The following is a 4,138-nucleotide window of genomic DNA, read 5'->3' on the forward strand; positions in this document are numbered from 1 at the left end:
TGCTGAACAGAATGCCGAACCTGATGCTGTATATCGAGGGCCATACTGACCAAAGAGGCAGCGATGAGTACAACCAGAGCCTGTCAGAGCGCAGAGCAGAAGTGGTGAAGGAATACCTGAGAAACCGCGGCGTAGAAGACGGAAGAATGGAAGACACCTGGTTTGGGGAGACCCGTCCGGTGCATGACTGTAACTCGGTGACCTGTACACCAGCAATGCATCAGCTGAACAGACGTACCGAGTTGAGAGTAGGCAAGTCCTCCTTCAGCTACACCGGTAGAAAGAAGAAAGTAGATACCATGGAGGAGTAGTCCTTCATCAGGAAACTAGATAAAGAAAAGGCTTCTGCAATGCGCAGAAGCCTTTTTTNGTGGCGTAGAAGACGGAAGAATGGAAGACACCTGGTTTGGGGAGACCCGTCCGGTGCATGACTGTAACTCGGTGACCTGTACACCAGCAATGCATCAGCTGAACAGACGTACCGAGTTGCGAGTAGGCAAGTCCTCCTTCAGCTACACCGGTAGAAAGAAGAAAGTAGATACCATGGAGGAGTAGTCCTTCATCAGGAAACTAGATAAAGAAAAGGCTTCTGCAATGCGCAGAAGCCTTTTTTGGTTTTGGGATACCAAATCAAGAATAGACTTGAATCTGAAAGTGAATGATTAATAGCCAGCCTTCTCTAATAATTGATTGAATTCAGTATTTATGAGGCATTTGTTCTTTTGATTCTAAGTCGCGGGGGGTGACGATATCGTAATAAATTTTAGGGTCGCTTGTCAATCAATATTCAACTCTTGCTTTAAAAATTTAACCGAATAACCAATTTTGGAGGATATTTCCTCCAAAGGAACTCCGGATTTTAAATACTCTTTTGCCTCCTTTAACTTGATCTTTTTTAGAAACTTTCCTGGAGTGGTCCCAAGTTTTTTGAAGTTTCTGTTAAGCTGAACGGTATTCGTCTCAAAGTGGGCTGCTAATGAATCAACCGTCAGAATGTTTTCTGACCTAATTATGTGTTCAATGTTTGACAATTGCCAAGTACTTTCATTTTCCTTTTCATCCCTCGGGAAGATCTTATTTCTTTTTTTGAAATAGAGCCAAAAAGAACCGAGACCTAGTAAGAAGCCGAGTATTAATAGTCCTAGAACTCCATAATTTTCGAATGCTGAAGGCGTGATACTTAGGCTACTGATTTTGTTGGGGATATAGGATTTGGCTAATTCATAAGTATCTAATTCATAAAGTCCATTAACGGCGCCTACATAGAGAATGTGATTTTTAAGAAGTAGTGCCTCCCTGTTGAATTCTACACCAGTGATAATGGGTATGGGTTCTGGGTATTCAGAAGTTAAAACAAAGAGCCCATTTTCAGAAGCAATCCAGAAGTTACCCAAGTCATCGATTTGGGTCATCACATTATTTTTGGTAGTAGAGATTTGCTCGAGGGTGCTAGGATCAATGCCTCGAAGACTATAGACTCCGGCGTCTGATGCTAAAAAGATGTTCGCTCCTTCCGTATAAATATCCTTTATTCTAGAAGGTAAAACGGCCAAAGTATCGACCATGCCGTTTGTCCAGTGAAAGCTGATTCCCTGGCTGGTAGAGAATATTAAAGATGTACCGAAAGATTCCAAATCAAGATAGTCCAACCCTTGATGAATCGGTTCCAGACTGAATTCAGAGTTTACCTTGCTTACAGATTTCGTGTTTAGAGCATATAGCTCTTCGTTTAGAGAGATGAGTTTCCTAGCCTTTCCTGCAAACAAACTGGTTCCTGAAGGGATTGCTTGGAGAGAGTCTGGGGGAAAAAACTCAGCCAAATCATCCCATGAAAGAAAAAAGCGATTACCTATTTTTTGTAATGGGCCGTTTGAATACTCCGGGAGCTCTGGCCTCAGCGTGTCATTTACATATATTCCAGAGTAAGTGGACACCACTTTCAGACTATCTTCTATGTAGATATCTCGGATCGAAAGAGTATGATAGGACTTTGAATAATGTCTCCTTATCTCGTATTCAAAAAGGGCGCTACCGATGGCCACAAATAGTCTTGAACCTGTGGCAGCGGCTGTAGCAATAAAAGAACCTTTTAAAGGAATCAGTTCTTTCATAGGGTCTGCATCAAACAACTCCACTTTTGGAATAAAGTCTGATTCATAGAAATTCTCATTGTAAAAAACATAGGGTTTTGAAAACTGAAGATCTATTGGCTCCCAATCTCCTTCGTCTCTAAATTGATAAAGACCAGATACGGTTTTTGCATAAATAGCGCCATTTGCGTCAAATACATTTTGTACTGCGCTCTCAAAGTGGTGCTTGGCTACAAAGAGTGTGTCTTGGCCAAAGCTGTTTGAAAAAACATTCAGAAGCAGATAAATCGAAATGATTTTTTTCATTTTTCCATAAAAATTACATTTCAAAATAACAGCTTTAATAAAAAAAACAGAGGATGTTATAAATAATATATGTATCCTAGTTAAAAAAATGAATGGCCTTTAACAAATTTGAGTACAATTAAACCACAAAAAAATGAAAAAATTTCTTTTGAGTCTAGCAGTAATTGCATTTGTCGGATCGCAGGCCTTTGCACAAACGCAAGTTAAGCCGGGGGTCGGTGTAAACACCACGAACATCACTGGTGATGGGCTAGATGCTACGGGTCAATTCGGTTGGCAAATTGGTGCATCAGTAGCTTTTGGTGAAAAACTATATTTCGAGCCTGGTCTGTTTTATCAAACGAATTCATTTGAAGTACAGCCTGTAGGAAACATGCCAGTAACGGATGCAAGGTATAATGGTATCCGTATACCAGTCGCGGTAGGCTTAGATGTTTTGGGTAATGCTGATTCTTTTGCCGGTCTTCGAGTCTTTGGCGGTGGTTCAGCACTTTTAGTTACCGGAACCAATAGTGATTTCTTAGACAAGGATATGGTTGAGTCTCCACAGTGGGGTGTTTTCGCTGGGGTTGGGCTAGACATTGCTCTTTTTTATCTTGATTGGACATATCAGTGGTCACTTTCAAATGTTCAGACCGACATAGACCAAATTGATCTTGGAAAAACCAGAGGTATTTTCTGGACTGCAGGTCTTAGATTCTAAAATTTGACTAATCATGAAAAGAGGATAATCATTATCCTCTTTTTTTTTCTTAAAAATATTGAGTCATGAAATACTTACAGATTCTTTTCCTTTCTAGCCTTTTCTTGATTGCTGCATGTGCTAGTCCAACGGAATCAAACAACAGCGGGGTTGATTCTATGAATGTAGTTTCCGAAGACGAAACAGAATCAACTGAGGAAATTAAGGCTTATACTCAGGATGATCAGGATAATATTCAACGTTTGATCAGATTGACTTTGAACGACTTATTTAAGGAAGATCTGGATCAGCTGGAAATTGACTCCATTGGTAGACAGTTCATTTATGATCAAGTTGACTTAAATAATGATGGAAAGAAAGAGATATTGATAGGATTGATTGGACCTTATTTTTGTGGGTCTGGTGGTTGTACTGTGCTCCTAACCAATGGGTACGGAGATTTGATAACCCAATTTTCTGTTTCAGACTATCCTTTTTATGTAGACCAGGAGACTTCTAATGGTTGGAACAGTCTAATCATCTACAGTGGGAGCGAAAATAGATTAGTAAAATTTGATGGGGAAACTTATCCCTCAAATCCTTCAACTCTTGAAGTATACAGCGGTGATGTAGATCGACTTCTTAAGTTATTGGATATAGAAAATCAGGAGAGAAAATTTTTTTGAATTACTGATTTAAACATTGTGGATAACTTTTTTTAGGACCGTTTTTACAGTTTAGGCATGGATAGTTTCTAATAGGAAAGAAATTGTAATTCATGTTTTTCACTACTAGAATAGATGTTCCTTAGATGTGGATAACTGTTCGAAAATCACTGTAATTGCCTTATTTTACAGAATATTACCATTTTGAACCGAAGTCATTTTGTGTTTCGTAAATTATTAAACTAAATTCAAGTTAAGCTAGAGCTTGAATTTAGTCCTTTTTGAAGAGCACTTGGACTAAGCATGATTATATGATAAGATTTTTACCCAACTGTATAGCTTTTATTAACAGGTGCAGAATAGCAAAAGAAATACTCTTTTCTTTATGTTGTGGA

Annotated in this window: 5 protein-coding genes; 4 read left to right on the plus strand and 1 reads right to left on the minus strand. The window is 39.0% G+C overall.

Features of this window, described 5'->3' with window-relative positions:
• The coding region (locus ACFOSV_RS01810) for an OmpA family protein (protein ID WP_377902789.1) at window positions 1-311 on the plus strand (311 nt) is incomplete at its 5' end.
• Window positions 312-390: 79 nt separating this feature from the next.
• On the plus strand, window positions 391-555 hold the full coding sequence (locus ACFOSV_RS01815; RefSeq protein ID WP_377902791.1) for a hypothetical protein: 165 nt from the start codon (window positions 391-393) through the stop codon (window positions 553-555).
• 221 nt (window positions 556-776) lie between these two features.
• Here the strand turns inward: ACFOSV_RS01815 and ACFOSV_RS01820 are convergent, their stop codons facing one another.
• Window positions 777-2,396, minus strand: a complete 1,620-nt coding sequence (locus ACFOSV_RS01820; RefSeq protein ID WP_377902793.1) for a helix-turn-helix domain-containing protein — start codon at window positions 2,394-2,396, stop codon at window positions 777-779.
• Between the two features lie 133 nt (window positions 2,397-2,529).
• Between ACFOSV_RS01820 and ACFOSV_RS01825 the strand changes: the two genes are divergently transcribed.
• Both ACFOSV_RS01825 and ACFOSV_RS01830 read left to right on the plus strand, forming a co-directional pair.
• Entirely contained in the window at window positions 2,530-3,099 is a 570-nt protein-coding gene (locus tag ACFOSV_RS01825; protein WP_377902795.1) for an outer membrane beta-barrel protein, read from the plus strand.
• Between the two features lie 65 nt (window positions 3,100-3,164).
• Window positions 3,165-3,764, plus strand: coding sequence for a hypothetical protein (locus ACFOSV_RS01830; RefSeq protein WP_377902797.1), 600 nt, complete (start codon window positions 3,165-3,167; stop codon window positions 3,762-3,764).
• Window positions 3,765-4,138 lie beyond the last annotated feature (374 nt).

Origin of the sequence: Algoriphagus namhaensis, from assembly GCF_042649705.1 — a bacterium.
GTDB lineage: Bacteria > Bacteroidota > Bacteroidia > Cytophagales > Cyclobacteriaceae > Algoriphagus > Algoriphagus namhaensis.

Coding starts and splice junctions, on each gene's coding strand:
- ACFOSV_RS01815 (WP_377902791.1), top strand. CDS start 391: ATGGAAGACACCTGGTTTGGGGAGACCCGTCCGGTGCATGACTGTAAC.
- ACFOSV_RS01820 (WP_377902793.1), bottom strand. CDS start 2,396: ATGAAAAAAATCATTTCGATTTATCTGCTTCTGAATGTTTTTTCAAAC.
- ACFOSV_RS01825 (WP_377902795.1), top strand. CDS start 2,530: ATGAAAAAATTTCTTTTGAGTCTAGCAGTAATTGCATTTGTCGGATCG.
- ACFOSV_RS01830 (WP_377902797.1), top strand. CDS start 3,165: ATGAAATACTTACAGATTCTTTTCCTTTCTAGCCTTTTCTTGATTGCT.